Here is a 16,002-nt window from a genome sequence, read left to right on the forward strand (position 1 = left end):
GCCATGTCCTTCTCTGGATCCCTGTCCAACGCCCTGTCGGGTTTGCGTGTGTCGTCGCTGGCGGCCGAGATTGTCTCGTCCAACCTGGCCAATGCCACCAACGCGGCCTATGCCACGCGCGATCTCGAAATCTCGGTGCGCGCCCGCGGCGCCGCTGGCGGGGTCGGGGTGGTCGGGGTCACCCGGTCGGTCGATCCGACGCTGATGGGCGAATGGCGCCGGGCCCGGGCCAGCACGGCGGAACTGAGCACCGGCAACGGCTATCTCGCCCGGGTGGAGCAGGTCTTTGGCACGCCGGAAACCCCCGGCTCGCTCGCGGATCTGATGACCCGGTTCGAGGCCGCGCTGGTCTCGGCGGCGGCGCGGCCCGATCTCTCCATCCGGCTCGATGCCGCGGTCTCGTCGGCCGGCGCGGTGGCTGGCGCGCTGCGGGCCACATCGTCGGAGCTTCAGGCGCTGCGCACCGAGATCGACGGCAGGATCGGCCAGACCGTCACGGACCTCAACGCGCATCTCGCCAGGCTGGCCGACCTCAACAGCCGGATCATCAGCGCCGAAGCCAGCGGCGCGCCCAGCCAGTCGCTGCACGATCTGCGCCAGGATGGCATCGACAAGATCTCTGAAATCGTGCCGCTGCGGGTCTTCCCGCGCGACAATGGCGCCGTGGCGCTTGTGTCCACCACCGGCACCGTGCTGCTCGACGGCGTGGCGGCGGGGATCGACTTTTCCGCAACCAATGCGGTCACCGAATTCAGAACCTTGGCGAACGGCGGCCTGTCCGGCCTCAGCGTCGACGGATTTGACATCCCGGCCTCGGGCGCGGCCAGCCGGATCGGGGGCGGCAGCCTTGCGGCGCTCTTCGACCTGCGCGACGAGACCCTGCCCGGATATCAGACCGAGATCGATGCACTCGCCCGCAACCTGGTCGACAGGTTCCAGGACAGCGGGCTTGATCCGACGCTCGGCGCCGGCGAGGCCGGGCTGTTCACCGATGCCGGCCAGGCCTTTGATCCGGTGAATGAAACCGGCCTTGCCCGCCGCATCGCGCTCAATCCTCAAGTCGACCCGGAGGCCGGCGGCGCAAGCTGGCGCCTGCGCGACGGGCTTCAGGCGGCGGCGCCGGGAAATTCCGGTGATGGCACGGTTTTGCTGTCGATGATCGATCGTCTGACCGAGGCCAGAACCGTCGCCTCCGGCAGCCAGATCGGCCTGTCCGGCACGGCGGCGTCGTTGACCGCGACGCTTCTGTCCGGGGTGGCCGCGGAACTGACCGGCAATGAGGACCGGCTGAGCTATGCCGCCGCCCGCAGCACCGAACTGACCGAGCAGAAGCTGAGGAGCGGCGTCGATACCGACACCGAGCTGCAAAAGCTCATGCAGATCGAAAAGGCCTATGCCGCCAATGCCCAGGTGCTGAGGACGGTGGATGAGATGATCGAAGTATTGCTGGGGGCGACCTGATGACACTGACACCGATTGGCGACCTGTCGCGGGGCTTTGTCTTGCGTCATCGTCAGGCCGGGCTGCAATCGGAATCGATGCGGCTGCAAACCGAGCTGACCACCGGCCGGGTGGCGGGCACCCGCAACCATCTGCGCGGCGATTATGCCCATCTGAGCGATATCGAGCGCAGCCTCTCGATGCTCGAGAGCTACAGATCCGCGATCGCCGAGAGTGACACGATGACCGCCACGATGCAGGCCGCGCTGGGCGCCGTGCGGGATCATTCCGCCGATCTTTCCGCCGGGCTGATGCTCGCGGCACAGGCTGGATCCCCTCTCGATCTGCGCATCGCGTCCGCTGATGCCGAACAGGCCTTTGGTGCCCTCGTCGGCCAGCTCAACAGCCGAAGCGCCGGGCGCTCGCTGTTTTCCGGGGCCGCTTACGACAGTGCCGCGCTCGCCGCGCCGGAGGAGATGCTTGCCGCGCTGCGCGGCGTGCTTGCCGGCACGAGCACGTTTGCCGGCGTCGAGGCCGCGTTCGACAGCTGGTTTGGCAGCGGCGGCGGCTTTGAAACAAGCGGCTACCTCGGTGCGACGCGCGATGGCACGCCGCTGCAACTCTCCGAAGATCTGCGCCTCGGCCTGTCGATCCGGGCCGACGATCCGGTGTTTCGCGACACGCTGAAAGCCACCGCCATGTCTGCGCTTGCCGCCGATGAAAGTCTGGGCTTTGCCGAGGATGTTCAGGTGCAGATGATCGAGAGCGCCGGTGCGCAGCTGATCGCGGCGCGGCCCGGGGTGCTCGACGTGATAGCTGGGCTGGGCGTCGTCCAGTCCCGCATCGAGGACGGCAGGGCGCGCAACGAGGCGGCCGGGCTGACGCTGGAACTGGCGCGCAATACGCTGCTCTCGGTCGACCCATACGAAACGGCGACGCGGTTCGAAGCGGTGCAGAGCCAGATCGAAACGCTTTACGCCGTCACCGTGCGCGCCGCGCGCATGAGCCTGCTGGACTACATGAGATGAGCCCGATGCTGCGAACCTGGCTTCTGCTTCTTGTCGCCCTGATCGCCCCGGCCGTCGCCGGCGCCAATCCGATCCGGATCAAGGATCTGGTGGAATTCGACGGCGTCCGTGGCAACGATCTGGTGGGCTATGGCCTTGTGGTGGGCCTAGACGGCTCTGGCGACGGGCTGCGGAATGCGCCGTTCACAGAAGAGATCATGAGCAATATTCTCGAACGGCTCGGCGTCAATGTGACCGGCGAGCAATTCCGCCCCAAGAACGTCGCCGCCGTCTTTGTCACGGCGACCCTGCCGCCCTTTGCCCGTTCGGGCAGCATGATCGATGTCACCGTCTCTGCCATCGGCGATGCCAAGAGCCTGTTGGGCGGGACGCTGATCATGACGCCGCTCAATGCCGCCGACGGCGAGATCTATGCCGTGGCCCAGGGCACGGTGATCTCCGGTGGCGCCAAGGCGGAGGGTGATGCCGCCCAGGTGACATTCGGCGTGCCCACCGCCGGCGTCATCCCGGCCGGCGCCCGGATCGAACGTGAGGTGGATTTCGACCTGTCGTCACTCGATGTCCTGCGGCTGGCCCTGCGGGAGCCGGATTTCACCACCGCCGGCCGGATCGAGACGGCGATCAATCGGGCCTTTGGCCGCCAGGTGGCGGTGATGCTCGATTCCGGCACCGTTCGGCTCGATATCATCGCGACCCGCATGGCCTCGCCGGCGCATGCCCTCGGGCGCATCGAGAACATTCTTGTCGAACCCGAGCGCAAGGCGCGGGTGGTCGTCGATCAGCGCTCGGGCACGATTGTCATGGGCGAGGATGTGCGCATTTCCCGGGTCGCGGTGTCTCAGGGCAATCTGACCCTGCGGATCGAAGAAGCGCCGGTCGCGGTGCAGCCGAACCCCTTTTCCGACGGCGATACGGTTGTCGTGCCGCGCACGCGCGCTGCGATCGAAGAGGAAGCGGGGATCAACCTGGCCGAGGTGCCTGACGGAACCTCGCTGTCCGAGGTCGTGGCCGGGCTCAATGCGCTGGGCGTCGCGCCGCGGGACATGATCGATATCCTCAAGGCGATCAAGGCGGCCGGCGCGCTGCATGCGGAATTCATCGTGCGCTGAGCGCGGCCCCGCGGCAGTAATTCGGACCGCCTGCGGCCCTCGCGCCGCGGCCGGCAGGCCGGCGCGCGTTGCCACGCCCGGCGCAGGGACAGGTGGCCGGGCAGGCGAGTATGGCTCCGAGGTTTGGCCAGGTTCGACCAGGGTCGGGCCATGGGGCGCTATCCCAGATAGCCCCGGACGAGACTGCTGGTAACCAGTGCCCAGCCGTCGGCGACCACGAAAAAGGCCAGCTTGAACGGCAGTGAAACGATAGCGGGGGGCACCATCATCATGCCCATCGACATCAGGATTGCGGCGACTACCAGATCGATGATCAGGAAGGGCAGAAAGATCAGGAATCCGATCTGAAAGGCGCGCGAGACCTCCGAGAGCAGAAAGCTCGGCACCAGCACGCTGAGCGGAGCTTCGGGCGAGACCTGATCCGCCGCCACATCGGCGCGCAGCGCGGCCATGGCGTCAAAAGTCTCGGGGTCGAGCCGTGCGGCCATGAAGCCACGAAACGGCGCGAGCGTGCGGGCGAAGCCTTCCTCGATCGAAATGGCGTTTTCCAGCATCGGCTGGATGCCGTCCTGCCAGGCGGCGGTAAACACCGGGTCCATCACGTAATAGGTCAGAAACAGCGCCAGGGTGACGATCAGCATGTTCGGCGGCGCCTGTTGCAGCCCAAGCGCCTGCCGCAGGATCGACAACACCGTGACAATGAAGGGAAAACAGGTGACGGTGATGGCAATGCCCGGGGCCAGGCTGAGCACGGTGATCACCAGGATCAACTGGACCGAGCGCAGCGTGAGCGACTCGCCTTCGCCAAGATCGAGCGAGAATTCCTGCGCCTCGGCGCCGCCGCCCGCCAGGGCAAGCCCGGCGGCAAGCAGGATGCCGCATACGGCGGTTCTGCCGGCAGCCATCAGCCCTGATCCAGATTGTCCCGGAGATCGACGACCTCGGTGAGCCGCACGGCCAGCTGGCCGGGGGCGTCATCGCCGGCTTCGACAAGCTCCCCCCGGGCGATCAGCCGGGTGCCGACGTAAAGCTCGACCGGGTCATCGATCCGCTTGTCGAGCGTCAGAACCGAGTCGGGGCCGAGCCGAAGCAGATCGCGCACCGTCGGCCGGGCCTTGCCAACGCAAATGGTGATTTCGATCGGAACGCTGGTAAACGGGCTCTGGCCCGCGTCAAACGGCGTGTTTTCGGTCATCCGGGTCTTCCTTCTGAAGATCGTGGGTGAATGCCTCGAGCGCCGAGGAAATCTCGGCGATCATCTGGTCGAGATTGATTTCGATCTCGCGGTCTGGCAGCGAAAGCTGCGCCTGCCCCTCGGCCAGCGCGGCATCGCCCCGGATCAACACCGGAAAGGCGCCATCCTGTGCCACCAGCGCCGCGACCGTTTCGGCCACATCGGGATGGACGAGGATATGCGCCTCGCCGCGCAGCGTGTCGGTCGCGGCGGCCTGAAGTTCCTCGACGATGCGCGGCCCGATCGAATGGCGCAGCATTCGCGGCAGCAGCTTGTCGACGATCTCGACCAGGAGCGGCCGCAATTCGCGGAAAAGGTGGGTGTAGGCCTCATTGTAGGTGAAGGACATGTCCAGCAGGTTCTGCGCCAGATCGGAGGTGACGCGCATCCTGTCCTGGGTATGGGCATGCAGCGCATCGTCCCAGCCGGCCTGGTAGCCCTCTTCGAAGGCGGCAAGCCGGCGGGTCTCGATCTCTTCGTCGTTCGGGGCGGGATGGCGGCCGGCCGCGCCCCGGGTGCCGCCGAAATCTTCCAGCAGATGCAGGAGGGACATCAGGCTTTCTCCCCGGTGTCGTCAAGCCAGCCGCGGAGGATCTCGACGGTTTCTTCCTGGCGTTCGCCGATCAGGCCCCGCAGGCGTTCGACGGGGTCGGCCGGCGGCGGGGCCGGTTCGGTGCCGGGTGCCGGCGCCTCGGGCGCGGCCCGCGTCGGCGTCAGCGAGATGAAGCCGCCCTGGCCATCGTCGATCTCGCCGTCGAGCGGCGTGGCGGCCTCGGGCGTGGCCGGCGCGGCGTGGGCCGGGGCGGCTCCGTCGCGCGGCGGCAGGGCCAGCCTGTCGGGCGGTGGAGGATTGCGGAAGATCGGCCGCAGCACGAAGAGCCCGAGGATCAGCGCCACGACGCCGAGCACTGCCATCTGCACCAGCGTGCCGAGATCGAACGGCAACTGCGCCAACAGGCCGGGGGCGGCCGCGGTGCCGATTTCCGAGACCGGCTCGAAGGCCATCGAGCGGATGGTGATCGCGTCGCCGCGGGCCGCGTCAAAGCCAACGGCCGAGGCCACAAGCTCTTGCAGCGCCTCGATTTCCCGCTCGGGAAGGGGGGTGAATGTCTCGGCGCCGCTGCCATCCGGCGTGCGGGTGCCATTGACCAGGACTGCCACCGTCAGCCGCTTGATCGCGCCGGGCGCGCGGATCACCTCGCGTTCGGTCTGCGACACCTCGTAGTTCACCCGCTCGCGCGTCTCATTGCCCTGGGATTGCGATTCGCCGCTGCCGCCGCCCTCGCCGGCGGGCAGGTTGGAGGCCACGGTGACATCGCCGCCGCCGGCCTCTTGCGCGGTGTTCGACCGTTCCTCGGTGTCGGTGCTGATGGCGACACGGCTGCCGGGATCGATCCGGCGCTCGCGGATCGATTCGCTGTCGGTCACCGTGTCGACGCTGACCTCGACCACCGCATTTCCGACCCCCACCCGCGCCTCGACCAGCCGGGTGACCGCGTCGCGCAGCGTGGCCGAGCGTTCGTCGCCAACCGAGGCCGGCGCGTCCTCCTCGCTGGCCGCGATCAGGCCGCCGGTGCTGTCGATCACCGACACCCTTTCCGGAGCGAGCCCCGGCACGGCGGATGACACCAGATATTTCAGGGATTTGGCCTGTTGCGGTGACAGGGCGCCGCCGGCGGTGGTGAGAAAGACCGAAGCCGAGCTTTCGCCCTCCCGGCGGAACGGGTTGGTGGCGCCATTGGCGATATGCACCCGCGCGGCCGAGACCCCGGGACTCGACAGGATGGTGCGCGCCAGCTCGCCCTCCTTGGCGCGCCAATAGGCGGCATCGAACATCTGCGAGGTGGTGCCGAAACCGCTGAGCTGGTCGAGCAGTTCGTAGCCCTTGGTGCTGTTGGCGGGGAGGCCCTCGCTGGCCAGGGTCAGCCGCAGCTCATCGCGTTGATTGGACGGCACGAATATCGATCCGCCGCGAATTTCATACTCCAGCCCACGCTGTTCGAGCGCGCGCACCACCTCGCCCGCCGCACCGTTTTCGAGGCCGGCATACAGCAGCGCCATATTCGGCGTGGCGGCCATGCGGCTCATGAAGAACACAGCCGCGAACATGCCCAGACCGGCCGCCAGAGCGGCGATCTTTCTTTGCATGTTCAGCGCTGCCCAGGTCTTGGCGAATTGATCCACTGAATCCTCCGTCGGGTCGGCCTTCTGCACGACATTGCCCCTCCGGTTTCGCCGATCAGCCTTAACAATCGGTTAGTTCCTCTGAGGTTATAGATCGGGAAACCGAGTATTGAGGTGGCCCATGTCGGACGCGGAAATCGAAGAACAGCCGGTCAGGAAGAAATCCAAGCTGCCGTTGATCCTTGGCGTGGTTCTGGCATTGGCCGGCGGCGGCGGCGGGTTCTTTGCGGTCCAATCCGGGATGATTCTCGCCGCGCCATCCGACGCGGCCCATGCCGAGGCGGCCGAGACCAAACCAAAGGCGGCCGCGCTGCTGCCGGATGTCGCCTTTGTGCCGCTCGAACCGATGGTGATTTCCCTGCCGGGGGGCGGGACCAGGCACCTGCGGTTTACCGCCCAGCTCGAGGTACCGAGCGCCGCGCAATCCGATGTCGAGCTTTTGCTGCCGCGGGTGGTGGACGTGTTCAACAGCTATCTGCGTGCGGTCGAGGTGGCCGATCTCGAAGAGCCGACGGCGCTATTGCGGTTTCGTTCGCATCTGTTGCGGCGGGCGCAGCTGGTGCTGGGCGACGAGCGGGTGAGCAACCTGCTGGTGATGGAATTTGTGGTCAATTGACGGGGGCGACATGGTGGAAATGATTGCCGATGTACTTCTGGTTGCCGGGGCGCTGGGCGCCGGGGTCTATTGCTATGTGCTGGCGCGGCGGCTGAGCCGGTTCAACGATCTGGAGACCGGGGTCGGCGGCGCCGTGGCCGTGCTTTCGGCGCAGGTCGATGACCTGACCCGGACGTTGCAGGCGGCGCAATCGGCCGCCCAGGGCTCCAGCCGTTCGCTCGAAGATCTGACCGGCCGGGCGGAAACCGTCTCGCGCAAGCTCGAATTGCTGGTGGCCTCGATGCACGACATTCCCGATCAACCGCCACCGGCCCCGTGCCAGGAGGCCGAGGACGCGCCGCCAGCGCCGGTCTTTTCGCGCCACTCGCGCGATGCCGGGAGGGCGCAGTAGATGACACAGGACCGCAAGCGCGGCCATCGCCCCGGCCGCGGCACCCTGGCGATCATCGCCGTGTTGCTTCTGGGCTCCGCGCTCCTGCGGGTCGGGCTTCAGGCGACCGAGGCCATTGCCCGCGAGGCCAGCCCGGAGGAGCTGGCCGAGAGCCTGCCGATGCCGGCGCCCCTGGCCGCGCCGCAGCAATGTGTCAGCGATCCCGATCTGGTGCCGCTGCTCGAGGCGATGGAGACACGCGAGGACCGGCTGCGCATGCGCGAGGAGCGGATGACCATGCGGATGCGCGCGCTTCAGGTCGCGGATGCGCGGATCCAGGAAAAGCTGGCCGAACTCAGGGCCTCGGAAGCGGCGCTGCGCGCGACGATCGCCCTGGCCGACGAGGCCGCCGAATCCGACCTGACGCGCCTCACCTCGGTCTATGAGAACATGAAGCCCAAGGATGCCGCCGCGCTGTTCGAGACGATGGACCCGGATTTCGCCGCCGGTTTTCTCGGCCGCATGCGCCCCGAGGCCGCGGCCGGGATCATGACCGGGCTGTCGCCCGAGACGGCCTATCTGGTCAGCGTCGTGCTGGCCGGACGAAATGCCGAGGTGCCCCGGGAATGAGCGAACGGTTTCTTTAGGTTTCCGTGCGATTCCGGGGACAGGCAAACAACAGGTGCATCGATGATCGGATTCGTGGGTATCGCAGTGGTCTTCGTCATGGTCTTTGGCGGCTACCTGCTGGCGGGCGGCAAGCTTGCCATCATCCTCAAGTCGCTGCCGTTCGAAATGATCATGATCGGCGGCGCCGCGCTCGGCGCCTTTCTGATCGGCAATGATGGTGCCGGCGCCAAACATACGCTCAAGGATGTCGGCAAGGTGTTCAAGGGCCCGAAATGGAAGCAGGAGGATTACCGCGATCTGCTCTGCCTGCTGTTCGAGCTGATCCGCATCGCAAAGCAGAACCCGGTGGCGCTGGAGGAACATATCGAAGCCCCCGGCGAAAGCGCGATCTTCTCGAAATACCCCAAGATCCAGGCCGACAAGGAATCGGTCGACCTGATCTGCGACACCCTGCGGGCGGCGACGATGAATTACGACGATCCGCACCAGGTGGAAGAGGTGCTGGAAAAGCGCATGGAGGCCAGCCTGCATCACAAGCTGCATTCCAGCCACGCGCTTCAGACCATCGCCGACGGGCTGCCGGCGCTGGGAATCGTCGCCGCGGTGCTTGGCGTGATCAAGACCATGGGGTCGATCGATCAGCCGCCCGAGGTACTGGGCAAGATGATCGGCGGCGCGCTTGTCGGCACCTTTCTCGGCGTGTTCCTGGCCTATGGTCTCGTCGGCCCCTTTGCCGCCCGGGTCAAGACGGTGGTCGAGGACGATGCGCATTTCCATCAGCTCATTCGCGAGGTTCTGGTTGCCAACCTGCATGCCCATCCGACGAATATCTGCATCGAGGTCGGGCGGCAGAACACGCCGACGCATATTCGGCCCGATTTCAACGATCTCGAAGAGGCTTTGAAATCCCTCAAGCAGGATGCGGCATGAGGCGCGCCGGGATCATCGCCCTGTCGATCCTGAGCGCCGGCATGGTGCAGGCGGCCACCGTGACGGTGAAATCCGGCGAACACGCCGATTTCAGCCGGCTGGTTGCCTATCTGCCGGAAGGCACGGACTATGATTTACAGGTCGATGGGCGCAGCCTGACGCTGGACTTGGCGGGAGAGGACGACCATCGGTTCGATGTCGGCACGGTGTTCGACCTGATCCCGAAAACGCGGGTCTCCGGCCTCTCGCAGCCCGGCGGCAACCGGCTCACCGTGACGTTGAACTGCGATTGTCAGGTGACCTCGGCTTTCGAGCCGCCGCGATTGCTGATCATCGATGTCGCCGATGCCGTCGGAACGCCTGTCGCGGCGCAGATGCCCGCGCCGTCCCCGGCCGCCCCGCCGGCGGCGCTTCGCGACAGGTTGCGCGCCCCGCTGGTGGCGCGGCAGAGCTATTCGACAAGCGGCGTGTCGCAATTCGCCGAGGCGTTGGCGGGGCGGACGACGCGGCAGATCCTCGATCTTGGAGACCCCGACGCACCGCGCCTTGCCAGCGTGGCCGCACCTGGCCCGGATTTGCGCGACATCGACCTGCCGAACATCGCCGTACCGGGCACGGCGGCAGGGGCACCGGCCCTGACGAAACCGCGCCGCGCTGTCTGTGCCGGCCTGGTCGCGGCGCCTCTGGGCCGGTTCGGCGGCAAGGTGCGATTTTTCAAGGAAAAGGCCGCGCTGTCCGCTGCGCTGTTTACCGAACAGCTCATGCTTGATCCCGGGGTGGCGGTCGAACTGGCCCAGTTGCATCTCTCGCAGGGTCTCGGTTCGGAGGCGGGGCAAATCCTCGGCATGATCGACCGGCCCGAGGAGGGCGCCGGTTTCCTGTCTCAGGTCGCGCGGCTGATCGAAGCGCCGGACAGCCTGCCGCGCAGTACGTTCGAGCCGTATCGCGATTGTTCCGACATGAATGCCATCTGGCCGCTGCTTGCTGCGGCCCGCACGCCGATGGGCGAGGCGGATGCCTGGCGGATCGCCCGCGCCGCCGAATCCCTGCCGCGCCCCTTGCTGAAAGTCATCGGGCCGCGGATGATCGCCCACCTGATTGATGCCGGCCGCAAGGATCCGGCCAACATGATTGCCCGGATCCTCGACCGGTCGGGCAGTGCGGCGGGCAAGACAATGGCCGATGTGCTGCTGGCCGAGGCGGCTTCGGAGCAGGAGGTCATCCTCACCGAAATCGCCGCCTCCAACGGCGAAGAGGCCGCCCGCGCCAGCGCGCTTCTGGTGGATCGCCAGATCGAGGCCGGTGAACCGGTGCCGGACGAACTGGCCCAGCTCGTGGCCAGCCACGCCGAAGAGCAACGCCATGGCGTGGCCGGAAGCATGCTGCGCAAGGCAGAGGCCTTCTCGCTGATCTCCAAGGGCGATTTCGCCGCCGCCTTGCTCATCCTCGGCACAAAGGCCCTGGACGCGGAGGCGGAAGCCTCTGTCACCGCGCAGTTTTTCCGCGAACTGGCCGGCAAGGCGGATACCGTGACCTTCCTCCGCGTCGTCCTGGCCAAGCCCGATCTGGCTGCCACCGCCCCGAGAGAGGTGCGCCAGGCCGTGGCGGCGCGGCTTTATGAGAATCGCTTTCCCGGGCCTGCGGCGCGGCTGATCGTGGGGGGCGAACCGCTCGACGGTGCGCTTCTCGCCGAGGCGCTGGGCGCGCGGTATCACGGCGATGTCGGCATTCCCGATGCGGTGCTCTTTGCGCCGTCCGACACCGCCGACCGGGAAACCGCCGAAGCCCGCCACGCCGCCCTGCTCGGCGCCGGGAGGTTCGCCGAGGCCAAGCAGGCGGCCCTGCGCCTGGGTCGCGAAGACCCGGTGGACCCTTTGCTCGCCTGGCAGCCCGAACCGGACGGCACCGAAGCGCTGAGCGGGCCGGAGCTGAGTTTGCAGCGCGCCAGCGCTCTGACCGAGGCATCAGCCTCCCTGGCCGAGACGGTGGCCCAAGTGCTCGATGATCCCCTGCTGAGGCTCGAACCATGACACAGCTTTGCCGGGCAGCGGCGCCCCGATCGGGGCCGCGATGACAATGGCCGCGAAAATCGGCGGAAATACCGGCCGCGGGCTGGCCGCGATGCTGGTCAATCACACCGTTCTTCTGGCGGTCGGATTGCTCGGGATCGTCGCGATGATGATCCTGCCGGTACCCGCCGTCGTGCTGGATCTCGGCCTGTCCTTTTCCTTCGCCCTAGCGATCCTGGTCTTTGTCATCGTGCTTTTCATCGATGAGCCGCTGGAGTTCTCTTCATTTCCGACCATCCTGCTGGCCGGGCTGATGCTGCGGCTGGCGCTCAATGTTTCGTCAACCAAGCTGATCATCGGCGAGGGTCACACCGGCACAAAGGCCGCCGGAAATGTCATCGACGGCTTCGCCAGCTTTATCATGGGCGGCAATTTTGTCATTGGTATCGTTACATTTTGTGTCATCCTTATCGTGAATTTCATGGTCATCACCAAGGGCGCCGCCCGCATGGCCGAGGTCGGCGCGCGCTTTGCGCTCGACGGCATGCCGGGCAAGCAGCTGGCGATCGATTCCGACGTTTCGGCCGGTGCCATCGATCACGAGACAGCCAAGCGGCGCCGCGAACATGATCAGCGCGAGACCACCTTCCTCGGCTCGCTCGACGGTGTGTCGAAATTCGTCAAGGGCGACGCGGTGGCCGGATTGCTGATCACCCTGCTCAATCTTGTTGTCGGCACGGCCAACGGCGTGCTCTCGCATGGCATGGAATTCACCGCCGCCTTGCAGACCTATGCCATCCTGACGGTGGGCGACGGCCTGGTGACGCAGATCCCGGCGGTGATCGTGTCGATCGGCTCGGCGCTGCTCCTGGCCAAGGGCGGCAACCTCGGCGCCGCCGATATCGCGGTACTCGGGCAGTTGGGCCGCCATCCCGCGGCTCTGATGGCGGTGGGGATCCTGCAACTGGTCTTTGCTTTGATGCCGGGCCTGCCACTGGCGCCCTTTCTGCTCGGGGCGGCGCTGTTCATCGCGCTGGGCCTACATCGTTACCGAAAACAGAGCGATGCCGGAGCAGTGCCCGAGGTCGCCGAAGCGCCCGAGGCCGCGCCGGCAAAACCGATCGGCGATGTCCTCGCGCTCGACGATATCCACCTCGAATTTGCCAGCGATCTGGTGGACATGGTGCTCGATCCGGCGTCCGGCCTCGACGCGCGGATATCCAACATGCGCACCCATATCGCCAGCGCCTTTGGCCTGATCCTGCCGGAAATCCGCCTGACCGACAATGTCACCGCCGACCCGGGCAGCTATATCATCCACATCCAGGGCGTCGAACAGGCGCGGGCGCAGGTGCACCCCGATCTGGTTCTGGCGCTGATCCCGCAGGGCGGCTCCGATCTGCCGTCGGGCCGCGACGTCGATGAGCCGGTCTATGGCGCGCCGGCGTGCTGGATCAAGCCGGAAGAGCAGGAGGATCTGGCGCTTCGGGGGCTGACCATCGTCACGCCGAACGAGGTGCTGGCGACGCATCTGCTCGAGGTCATCAAGACCAATTTCAGCCGGCTTTTCACCCACAAGGCGTTGCGCCGCCTGCTCGACGAAATGGTCAACCTGTCAGAGCCCGACCGCGCCGAGGCCAACCGCAAGCTGTTCGACGAGATGATCCCCGACCGGGTGCCGATGGACCTTTTGCATCAGGTGCTGAAACATCTGCTGGAGGAACAGGTTTCGATCCGCAATCTGCCGGTGATCCTCGAAGCCATTGGCGAGGCGCGCAAATTCTCCAATCAGCCCGAGGGGATCTGCGAACATGTGCGGCAGCGGCTGGGCTTTCAGATCGTCGCCGGGCTCAAACGGTCGGACGGGACGGTGCCGCTGATTCAGCTGGCGCCGGAATGGGAGGACATCTTTACCACCTATCAGGTGGACTCCGATCAGAACACGGTCGATGTGGCGCTGCCACCGGAGGTCTTTGCCAAGCTGACCAAATCCATGGCCGACCAGATCGAACAGAGCAGTGAAAGCGGCTTTGCCGCCTCGATCGTCACCTCTTCGCGGCGGCGGCGATTCCTGCGCCGGATCGCCCGCGCCAAGGGGTTTCAGACGCCAGTGCTTTCGTTCGAAGAGCTCGGGCTCGAAGCCAAGCCGATGCTGGTCGGCACCGTTGCCGCATGAGCCCCGAGGCGCTCTTTGATGTGCTGGGCGAGGGGATGCGGTTTGCCGCGATCGTGTTTTTCCGGATCGGCGCCGTGCTCTCGGTGATGCCCGGTATCGGCACCCGGAGCCTGCCGCTCCGGGTCAGGTTGGCGCTCGCGGTCTCGCTGGCCGGGTTTTTTGCCGTGCTGCTGTTTGATCCCGCCGTGCCGGTGCCAGACCCGGATGTCGGGCTGCTGGCCAGCGAAACGGTCATCGGTCTCGCCATCGGCCTGGCGCTGCGCTTCATGATCCTTGCACTGCACACCGCGGGCACCATCGCCGCGCAATCCACGTCGCTTAGCCAGATTTTCGGCACCGCCGGGGTCGAGCCGATGCCGGCAATCGGTCATGTGCTGGTGGTGGGCGGGCTGGCGCTGATGTTCCTCAGCGGGATGCACCTGCATCTTCTCGCCACTTTGGCCGGGTTCTATGACGTCTGGCCGATCGGCGCCCGCCCTGCGGCGGGCGATTTGGCCCTCTGGATCGCCGGCCATGTCAGCGAAACCTTTGTCCTCGCCTTCCGGTTGGCGGTGCCCTTTGTGATCCTGTCGATGCTCTACAACGTGACGCTCGGCGTCATCAACAAGGCGATGCCGCAGCTCATGGTCTCTTTTGTCGGTGCGCCGGTGATAACTTTGGGCGGGCTCATGCTTCTGGCCCTCAGCGCGCCTTACATGCTGGGCCTCTGGCAGGCGGCGCTGGCACGGTTCCTGAGCCATCCGCTTGGAGCCGGCTGATGTCGTCAGAGACGGAAACCGCCGACAAACCGCATGACCCGACGCCGAAGAAGCTCGACGATGCGCGCAAGAAAGGCGAGCTGGTCAAATCCTCCGAGGTCAATACGGCGGCGATGTATTTCGGCTTTCTGATCGCCGCGTCGGTCTTCGGCGCCGCGTCGCTGACGGCGCTGGGTGACGCCATGGCGCCGCTTCTGGCCCGGCCGCACGGGCTTGCGCCCGGGGTTTTTGCCGGCGAGGGTACGCGCTTCGCCGGCAAGCTGATCGGTGGCGTGGCGCTGGCCATTGTGCCCTGGGTCGCCGTGCCGTTCCTGACCGTGCTGACAGCGATCATCGCCCAGCGCAGCCTGGTGTTTGCCGGCAAGAAGCTGGAATTCAAGGCCTCGCGGATCTCGCCCCTGCGCAATTTCAAGAACAAATACGGCTGGAACGGGCTGTTCGAGTTCTTCAAGAGCGCGGTGAAGCTGGTGATCTATGCCGCGATCCTCACCGGTTTTCTGCGCAACAAGAGCGACCTGATCATCGGCGCCATGCAGATGAACGCGGTCCGCGCCATCCTTCTCTGGCTCGAGCTTGCGGCGCAGCTCTTGGCCATCGTGCTGGCCATTGCGGTGGCCATGGCGGTAATTGATTACCTCTGGCAGTATCGCAGCCACATGGCCAAGAACCGGATGTCGGACAAGGAAATCAAGGACGAGGTCAAGGATGCCGAGGGCGACCCGCATCTGAAATCGGCGCGGCGCAGCAAGGCGCAGGAGATCGCCTTCAACCAGATGCTCAAACAGGTGCCCGAGGCCGATGTCGTGATCGTCAACCCGAGCCATTACGCGGTGGCATTGAAATGGGCCCGCACCGCCGGCGGCGCGCCGGTCTGCGTGGCCAAGGGGGTGGACGAGATTGCCCTGCGGATCAAGGAGATCGCCTATGAAGAAGGGGTTGCCGTGTACAGCGATCCGCCAACCGCGCGGGCGCTTTTCGCCCATGTGCGGCTCGACGCGCAGATCCTGCCCGAGCATTACGCGGCGGTGGCCGTGGCCATCCGCTATGCCGATGCGCTGAGCCGAAAGGCCCGATCATGGAGATGAGGCATGTGGCGGATTTGCACAAGGTGGCCGAGGCCCGGTTCGAGCGCGATGCGGCCGACCTGCGGCAGTCCTTGGCGGCAGAGGCCCGGCTGACCGCGGCGCTTGATGCCATCGCGGCCTCGCAGGCGCGCCGGTCCGAGGCGCTGACCGGCGATCTGGCGGTTGCCTTTGCCCAGACCGGTGCGGCGCTCTGGCAAACCTGGGCCGAGGCGCGGCGGCGCGAGTTGCTCATGGCGCTGGCCAATCAGCGGGCGGTGACAGAGGCGATCAAGCTCCGCGCCAGAGCCTCGTTCGGCCGCACCTCGGCGCTCGCGGCGCTGACGGAACAAACCCGCGAGGACATCCGCGAGGACGCCGCCCGGCGCGAGACCGAACGGCTGGTGGAGCTTGAGATGCACAGGCGGTGGATGAAGACGCCCGGCGATTGACCGCG

General features: G+C 66.4%; 16 protein-coding genes. 12 read left to right on the top strand and 4 right to left on the bottom strand.

Annotated features, from left to right (window positions below):
* The first annotated feature begins 3 nt into the window (after nt 1-3).
* From flgK to AC0J5K_RS17285, 3 genes are read left to right on the top strand one after another with little or no spacing between them, the layout of a single operon-like run.
* Entirely contained in the window at nt 4-1,461 is a 1,458-nt protein-coding gene (gene flgK, locus AC0J5K_RS17275; protein ID WP_274561960.1) for a flagellar hook-associated protein FlgK, read from the top strand.
* Complete coding sequence (locus AC0J5K_RS17280) at nt 1,461-2,468, top strand: flagellin (protein WP_274561962.1); 1,008 nt, start codon at nt 1,461-1,463, stop codon at nt 2,466-2,468. The genes flgK and AC0J5K_RS17280 overlap by 1 nt, the downstream gene beginning before the upstream one ends.
* A gap of 5 nt (nt 2,469-2,473) precedes the next feature.
* Nucleotides 2,474-3,577, top strand: a complete 1,104-nt coding sequence (locus AC0J5K_RS17285) for a flagellar basal body P-ring protein FlgI (RefSeq protein WP_074836523.1) — start codon at nt 2,474-2,476, stop codon at nt 3,575-3,577.
* Nucleotides 3,578-3,735: 158 nt separating this feature from the next.
* On the opposite strand, the gene fliP is transcribed toward AC0J5K_RS17285, so the two are convergent.
* The 4 genes from fliP to fliF are packed head-to-tail and all read right to left on the bottom strand — an operon-like array spanning nt 3,736 to nt 6,995.
* Entirely contained in the window at nt 3,736-4,482 is a 747-nt protein-coding gene (fliP, locus tag AC0J5K_RS17290; RefSeq protein WP_274561965.1) for a flagellar type III secretion system pore protein FliP, read from the bottom strand.
* Nucleotides 4,482-4,772 carry a FliM/FliN family flagellar motor switch protein gene (locus AC0J5K_RS17295; protein ID WP_274561966.1) on the bottom strand — a complete coding sequence of 97 codons (291 nt, stop codon included), beginning with the start codon at nt 4,770-4,772 and terminating at the stop codon, nt 4,482-4,484. The genes fliP and AC0J5K_RS17295 overlap by 1 nt, the downstream gene beginning before the upstream one ends.
* Nucleotides 4,750-5,364, bottom strand: coding sequence for a FliH/SctL family protein (locus tag AC0J5K_RS17300; RefSeq protein WP_274561968.1), 615 nt, complete (start codon nt 5,362-5,364; stop codon nt 4,750-4,752). Before AC0J5K_RS17300 ends, AC0J5K_RS17295 begins: the two co-directional genes overlap by 23 nt.
* Nucleotides 5,364-6,995: a flagellar basal-body MS-ring/collar protein FliF gene (fliF, locus tag AC0J5K_RS17305; protein ID WP_274561970.1), complete on the bottom strand. Its 1,632-nt coding sequence runs from the start codon at nt 6,993-6,995 to the stop codon at nt 5,364-5,366. Before fliF ends, AC0J5K_RS17300 begins: the two co-directional genes overlap by 1 nt.
* Nucleotides 6,996-7,116: 121 nt before the next feature.
* Between fliF and AC0J5K_RS17310 the strand changes: the two genes are divergently transcribed.
* From AC0J5K_RS17310 to AC0J5K_RS17350, 9 genes are read left to right on the top strand one after another with little or no spacing between them, the layout of a single operon-like run.
* Complete coding sequence (locus AC0J5K_RS17310) at nt 7,117-7,611, top strand: flagellar basal body-associated FliL family protein (protein WP_274561972.1); 495 nt, start codon at nt 7,117-7,119, stop codon at nt 7,609-7,611.
* Nucleotides 7,612-7,624: 13 nt separating this feature from the next.
* The gene (locus tag AC0J5K_RS17315) at nt 7,625-8,002 is read left to right on the top strand and encodes a hypothetical protein (protein WP_074836610.1); all 378 of its coding nucleotides are present in this window, start codon (nt 7,625-7,627) and stop codon (nt 8,000-8,002) included.
* A complete protein-coding gene (locus tag AC0J5K_RS17320) occupies nt 8,003-8,611 on the top strand; it encodes a MotE family protein (protein ID WP_074836527.1) in 609 nt (202 codons plus the stop codon).
* A 60-nt stretch (nt 8,612-8,671) separates the two neighbouring features.
* Nucleotides 8,672-9,541: a flagellar motor stator protein MotA gene (gene motA / locus AC0J5K_RS17325; protein ID WP_048533585.1), complete on the top strand. Its 870-nt coding sequence runs from the start codon at nt 8,672-8,674 to the stop codon at nt 9,539-9,541.
* On the top strand, nt 9,538-11,571 hold the full coding sequence (locus tag AC0J5K_RS17330) for a hypothetical protein (protein WP_274561977.1): 2,034 nt from the start codon (nt 9,538-9,540) through the stop codon (nt 11,569-11,571). The genes motA and AC0J5K_RS17330 overlap by 4 nt, the downstream gene beginning before the upstream one ends.
* 46 nt (nt 11,572-11,617) lie before the next feature.
* The gene (gene flhA / locus AC0J5K_RS17335) at nt 11,618-13,726 is read left to right on the top strand and encodes a flagellar biosynthesis protein FlhA (RefSeq protein WP_274561979.1); all 2,109 of its coding nucleotides are present in this window, start codon (nt 11,618-11,620) and stop codon (nt 13,724-13,726) included.
* Complete coding sequence (locus AC0J5K_RS17340; protein ID WP_274561982.1) at nt 13,723-14,484, top strand: flagellar biosynthetic protein FliR; 762 nt, start codon at nt 13,723-13,725, stop codon at nt 14,482-14,484. Before flhA ends, AC0J5K_RS17340 begins: the two co-directional genes overlap by 4 nt.
* Nucleotides 14,484-15,569, top strand: coding sequence for an EscU/YscU/HrcU family type III secretion system export apparatus switch protein (locus AC0J5K_RS17345; protein ID WP_274561984.1), 1,086 nt, complete (start codon nt 14,484-14,486; stop codon nt 15,567-15,569). The genes AC0J5K_RS17340 and AC0J5K_RS17345 overlap by 1 nt, the downstream gene beginning before the upstream one ends.
* Nucleotides 15,560-15,997, top strand: coding sequence for a hypothetical protein (locus AC0J5K_RS17350; RefSeq protein ID WP_274561986.1), 438 nt, complete (start codon nt 15,560-15,562; stop codon nt 15,995-15,997). Before AC0J5K_RS17345 ends, AC0J5K_RS17350 begins: the two co-directional genes overlap by 10 nt.
* The last annotated feature ends 5 nt before the right edge of the window (nt 15,998-16,002 follow it).

The sequence above is a fragment of the Marinovum sp. E3 genome (assembly GCF_055755275.1).

Excerpts from the sequence above, each read along its gene's own strand:
- flgK (WP_274561960.1), top strand. The coding sequence starts at position 4 with ATGTCCTTCTCTGGATCCCTGTCCAACGCCCTGTCGGGTTTGCGTGTG.
- AC0J5K_RS17280 (WP_274561962.1), top strand. The coding sequence starts at position 1,461 with ATGACACTGACACCGATTGGCGACCTGTCGCGGGGCTTTGTCTTGCGT.
- AC0J5K_RS17285 (WP_074836523.1), top strand. The coding sequence starts at position 2,474 with ATGCTGCGAACCTGGCTTCTGCTTCTTGTCGCCCTGATCGCCCCGGCC.
- fliP (WP_274561965.1), bottom strand. The coding sequence starts at position 4,482 with ATGGCTGCCGGCAGAACCGCCGTATGCGGCATCCTGCTTGCCGCCGGG.
- AC0J5K_RS17295 (WP_274561966.1), bottom strand. The coding sequence starts at position 4,772 with ATGACCGAAAACACGCCGTTTGACGCGGGCCAGAGCCCGTTTACCAGC.
- AC0J5K_RS17300 (WP_274561968.1), bottom strand. The coding sequence starts at position 5,364 with ATGTCCCTCCTGCATCTGCTGGAAGATTTCGGCGGCACCCGGGGCGCG.
- AC0J5K_RS17310 (WP_274561972.1), top strand. The coding sequence starts at position 7,117 with ATGTCGGACGCGGAAATCGAAGAACAGCCGGTCAGGAAGAAATCCAAG.
- AC0J5K_RS17320 (WP_074836527.1), top strand. The coding sequence starts at position 8,003 with ATGACACAGGACCGCAAGCGCGGCCATCGCCCCGGCCGCGGCACCCTG.
- motA (WP_048533585.1), top strand. The coding sequence starts at position 8,672 with ATGATCGGATTCGTGGGTATCGCAGTGGTCTTCGTCATGGTCTTTGGC.
- AC0J5K_RS17330 (WP_274561977.1), top strand. The coding sequence starts at position 9,538 with ATGAGGCGCGCCGGGATCATCGCCCTGTCGATCCTGAGCGCCGGCATG.
- flhA (WP_274561979.1), top strand. The coding sequence starts at position 11,618 with ATGGCCGCGAAAATCGGCGGAAATACCGGCCGCGGGCTGGCCGCGATG.
- AC0J5K_RS17340 (WP_274561982.1), top strand. The coding sequence starts at position 13,723 with ATGAGCCCCGAGGCGCTCTTTGATGTGCTGGGCGAGGGGATGCGGTTT.
- AC0J5K_RS17345 (WP_274561984.1), top strand. The coding sequence starts at position 14,484 with ATGTCGTCAGAGACGGAAACCGCCGACAAACCGCATGACCCGACGCCG.
- AC0J5K_RS17350 (WP_274561986.1), top strand. The coding sequence starts at position 15,560 with ATGGAGATGAGGCATGTGGCGGATTTGCACAAGGTGGCCGAGGCCCGG.